This window comes from bacterium (assembly GCA_030655055.1).
GTDB lineage: Bacteria > Edwardsbacteria > AC1 > AC1 > EtOH8 > UBA5202.
On the sequence record JAURWH010000218.1, the window covers coordinates 1 to 4,484 of the forward strand.

Below are 4,484 nucleotides of genomic sequence, written 5' to 3' on the forward strand. Positions count from 1 at the left end.
GGTGATGCTGGTCAGCACATCCTCGCCCAGCGCCCTGGCCTCTACCGCGGCCGCAAAGTCCTTGACGACTGTGTAGTTGACATCGGCCTCCAGCAGGGCCCGCCGCACCTTGGCGCTGGCCTCTTTGATGTTGGCCTCGGAGAGTTTGCCCTGCCCGGTCAGGTCCTTGAAAAGCCCGGTGAATTTTTCAGTTAAGGAGTCGAACATTTATATACGTCTTGAGTAATATCTGTTTCGTGTATTTCGTGGGCAACCCCCGGCAAATAGAAAACGCCGTCAGTTTGTACTGAATGATCCCTCAAAATACCGCCAGGGATCAGGCGGGTCTGACAGCGTTCGTTAAAAAACGTTTGCCGTTTATGAACCTTTGAACTTCCGAAGATCCGAAGGTGTGAAGCATAGGCGCTATTAGCATTCCCACCCTCGTATCTTCTCAACTTCCGGGAATGCTCAGCCCTCGCGTTTGCCCAGCTGGCGGTCCAGCATGAACAGCGAGCCCTTGGAATCCCCCAGCATCTTTATCTGGTTCACTATCTCCAGGGTCTGGGCCTCTTCCTCCACCTGCTCGTCCACGAACCACTTGCACATGCTGGCCGTGGCGTGGTCGCCTTCCTTGGTGGCCAGGTTGACGATGTCGTAGATCATGGCCGTCACCTTCTGCTCGTGTTTGTAGGCGTCCTCGAAGACGGCCAGCAGGCTGGCCCACTTGGCCGGCGGGGCCTCTATGGCCCTGAGCGCTATCTGGGAATTGGTGTCCTCCAGGAACTTGTAGAATTTCATGGCGTGGCCCATCTCCTCCCTGGCCTGGGCCTTCATCCACTGGGCGGCCCCGTTTAGGTTCTGGTCGGTGCACCATCCCGCCATTCCCAGATAAAGGTAAGCCGAATACATCTCGGCGTTGATCTGCTTGTTGATGATGTCCTGAACGCTCTGCTTGATCATGGTATTCTCCTTTAGTTTGAAAGTTTACAGTTTGAAGTTTGCATCAATCTACTTCCCAAATACTTAGATGCTCTGCCCGCTCAAACGATTCCAACATTTCAAACTATTTCAAACGGTTATAACAGCCCCAGTGTTTTGTGCTTTTCCAGTATCGAATCCGCCAGTTTGTCCAGGGCCTCAAAGTCCTCTTTGCGCGGCGCGCCTTTGATGTAGACCGGTTCCAGCACCTCGGCTTTGAGGTTGGTTAAAAGCGACTTGATGGTCTCCACCGCCTTGCTGCCCCAGCCGTAGGAGCCGATGATGCCCAGGAATTTGGTCTTGGGCCTTAAGGCCCCCACCAGCGCCGCGGCGTACAGCCCCTGGGGATGCGGGCCGACCAGGGCTGTGGAGGTGGCCAGGACCACCGTGGCGGCGTCGACCAGGGAAGAGGCCAGCTCGCCGGTGTCGGTCTTGGTAAGGTTGAAGGGTTTTACGGAAATGCCCCTTTTAACCAATGCCTCGGTCAGGTGCTTCACCATGGCCTCGGTGCTGCCGTGCATGGAGACCCAGGGGATCACCACCTCGTTCCTGACCTGCTCCGAGCTCCAGTCCTTGTAGGCCTCCACGATGTGGAACGGCTTTTTATACACCGGGCCGTGGCTGGGGCCTATCAGGTCTATGTCCATGGCCTCCAGCTTCTGCAGGTGCTTGACGATGGAGCTGCGGAAGGGCATCATGATCTCGGCGTAATAGCGCTTGGCGCCCTCCAGAACCGTGTCGTCGCAGGCGAAGATGTCGGTGGTGGCCAGGTGCGAGCCCAGAAAATCGCAGGAGAAGAGGACCTTGTCCTCTCTCAGGAAACTGAACATGGTCTCCGGCCAGTGCACCCAGGGGGCCAGGATGAATTCAAAGGTCTTGTCGCCCAGGGAAAGGGTGTCCCCATCCTTGACCACCTGAAACCTGTTCTCGGGGATGTGCAGCAGGTCCATCAGAAAGCCCTTGCACTTCTCATTGGTCACCACCGTCGCCTGCGGGAACTTCTCCGCCAGAAAACCGATGGAGCCGGAATGGTCCTGCTCGGCGTGGTTGCAGACGATGTAGTCGAGTGCCTTGACCTGGTGCTCGGCCAGGTTGGCCAGCAGCTCCTGGTACCTGGCCGGGTCCACGGAATCCACCAGCGCTGTCTTTTGGCTGCCCTTGACCAGATAGCAGTTATAGCTGGTGCCGTGGGGCAGCGGGATCAGCTCGTCAAAGAGCCTCCGGTCCCAGTCCTGCACCCCGACCGCGTATATGTTCTTCTTTAATTCCCGGAGCATCTTTTTCTTAAAATCCTAATTTCTAAACACTAAATTCTAAACAAGCTTAAATCTCAAAGCATCAATACCAAAACTTGGATATTAGTATTTGGAATTTGTTTAGGATTTAGATATTGGGGTTTAGAGCTTGGCTGGTTTAGTCTTCCGGTTCAAAGGCATCCTTGTCGGCCCCGCACACCGGACAGACCCAGTCGTCGGGCAGGTCATTAAAAGAGGTTCCGGGCTTGACCCCGTTGTCGGGATCGCCGGCCACCGGGTCATACTCATATCCGCAGACGGTGCAGGTGTACTTCTTCATGGCATCTCTCCCACTTTATATTTTCCCCACTAAATACACGAAAAGATCTAAATCATTTCGTGCGGTTTCGAGATTTTAGCGGGAATAAATTCCTAACCCTTGATATACGAGGGAGCGTTCTGCTGGGTCTTGCCGCCTTTTATTTTATGGTAGTATTCGTAGGTCATGGGCTGCCCCTCGGCCAGGATCTGGGATTCCACCACTTTCCCGATGAAGAGTGTGTGGCTGCCCAGCTCCACGGTCTGAGTGACCTCGACATCAAAATGGGCCAGGCTGTATTCCAGCAGTTTGGGGTTGCCGCTGGGGCAGGTCTCGTATTTCATCCCGCTGAACTTGTCCACCTGGCGGCCGCACTTGAAGCCAAAGGTGCCGATCAGGGTCAGGGGGGCCTCCTGGGATAGGATTGCGACGGAGAATTTCTGGGAACCCTTTATCAGCTCGTTGGTGTAGTTCTGGCAGTTCAGGCTGACCGCCATCAGCGGCGGCTCGGCTGTTACCTGAAAGACGGTGTTGGCTATCTGCCCGTTCAATTTGCCGGGCCCGTAGCTGGAGACCAGGTACATCCCGTAGCTGATCAGCCTAAAGGCGTTCTTGTCCATCATACGCCCCTGATGGCTTTGATCTGGGCGGCCCGGTCCGGCATACCGAAGATGGCCGCTCCGGCCACCAGCACATCGACCCCGGCCGACAACGCCTGGCGCGAGGTTTCGGGATTGATCCCGCCGTCGATGGAGATCAGGGTTTTGGTCTTCCCCTGGTCCTTTAGTTTCTTGATGGTCCGCACTTTGTCCAGAACCTCGGGCATGAACTTCTGCCCGCCGAAACCGGGGTGGACGCTCATTACCAGGAAAAGATCTATCTCGCCGATCACCGCTAAAACCTTGTCCAGCGGTGTCTCGGGGTTCACCGAGAGGCCGGCCTTGACCTTGAGCTTTTTGATCTGATCGACCGCGTACTTAAGGTCTTCTATGACCTCGGCATGGATGGTAATGTAGTCGGCGCCGGCCTTGGCGAATTCCGAGGCGTACTTCAGGGGATCGGTGATCATCAGATGGGCATCCAGCGGCAGCTGGGAGACTCCCTTGATGGCCTTAACGATGAAGGGCCCGAATGTTATATTGGGCACGAAGTGCCCGTCCATCACATCCAGATGCAGCCAGTCCGCCCCGCCCTGTTCCACCGAGCGGATCTCGTTCTTAAGTTCGGCAAAATCGGCCGACAACAGGGAAGCTGCGATCAGGGTCATCTTCAAAATATAAAATATAATATATAAAATATCAAAAATCGTTCCAAGTTTTTTATTTTTGAAATTTTATTTTTTGTTTGTAGTCTCTCAGTTGGCGCTGACCGCCATGTTCACCGTGTCCCCGCCCTTGATCACGAAGCCCGGCTGGGGAGCCTGCATTATGATGGTTCCCGGCTCGGCCGACTGGCCCGGCAGATACTTGATCTGGCCTATCACCAGGCCCTGGGCCACCAGCGATCCCTGGACCTCGGCCAGCTTTTTGCCCATCAGGTCCGGCATCAGCATCTTGCCCTCGGTGGGTCCGCTGCTCAAGGTGAGCCGGACCCCGCTCTCACGGGTCAGCTGGGCGCCGGACGGAGGATTGGAACAGACCACGCAGCCCAGGGCCACCGAGTCGCTGGCCAGGCTGTCGATGCCGTCCACCTTAAGCCCGCTCCGGTCCAGCAGGTTTATGGCCCGGACCGAGGAGAGCCCCACCAGATACGGCACGGCTATCTTTTCGGTGCCCCGGCTTAAAACCACCTTCACCTTGCGCCCGATCTTGACCATCATCTTGGGCTCCGGTTCCTGCATCGACACCGAGCTGTCGGGGATGCCGGGATCGTACTGCCATCCGGCCAGCATTATGTCCAGGCCCTTTTGGGAAAGAACTTCCTTGGCTTGGTCGAAGGTCAGGCCCTTGATGTCCGGCATCTCCACCACC

At 56.1% G+C, this 4,484-nt stretch carries 7 protein-coding genes; all 7 read right to left on the reverse strand.

The window, feature by feature from the left end; genetic code table 11:
* A partial coding sequence (locus Q7U71_10045) for a signal recognition particle receptor subunit alpha (protein MDO9392097.1) occupies positions 1-207 on the reverse strand: 207 nt, incomplete at its 3' end.
* A gap of 243 nt (positions 208-450) precedes the next feature.
* Positions 451-942, reverse strand: coding sequence for a ferritin (locus Q7U71_10050; GenBank protein MDO9392098.1), 492 nt, complete (start codon positions 940-942; stop codon positions 451-453).
* Between the two features lie 116 nt (positions 943-1,058).
* A complete protein-coding gene (locus Q7U71_10055) occupies positions 1,059-2,237 on the reverse strand; it encodes an FprA family A-type flavoprotein (protein MDO9392099.1) in 1,179 nt (392 codons plus the stop codon).
* A gap of 136 nt (positions 2,238-2,373) precedes the next feature.
* Positions 2,374-2,535 carry a rubredoxin gene (locus Q7U71_10060; GenBank protein ID MDO9392100.1) on the reverse strand — a complete coding sequence of 54 codons (162 nt, stop codon included), beginning with the start codon at positions 2,533-2,535 and terminating at the stop codon, positions 2,374-2,376.
* Positions 2,536-2,627: 92 nt separating this feature from the next.
* Positions 2,628-3,137 (reverse strand): flavin reductase family protein, encoded by a 510-nt coding sequence (locus tag Q7U71_10065; protein ID MDO9392101.1) that lies wholly within the window; start codon positions 3,135-3,137, stop codon positions 2,628-2,630.
* Positions 3,134-3,781: a ribulose-phosphate 3-epimerase gene (rpe, locus tag Q7U71_10070; GenBank protein MDO9392102.1), complete on the reverse strand. Its 648-nt coding sequence runs from the start codon at positions 3,779-3,781 to the stop codon at positions 3,134-3,136. Before rpe ends, Q7U71_10065 begins: the two co-directional genes overlap by 4 nt.
* A gap of 87 nt (positions 3,782-3,868) precedes the next feature.
* On the reverse strand, positions 3,869-4,484 hold a 616-nt coding region (locus tag Q7U71_10075), incomplete at its 5' end, for a PASTA domain-containing protein (GenBank protein MDO9392103.1).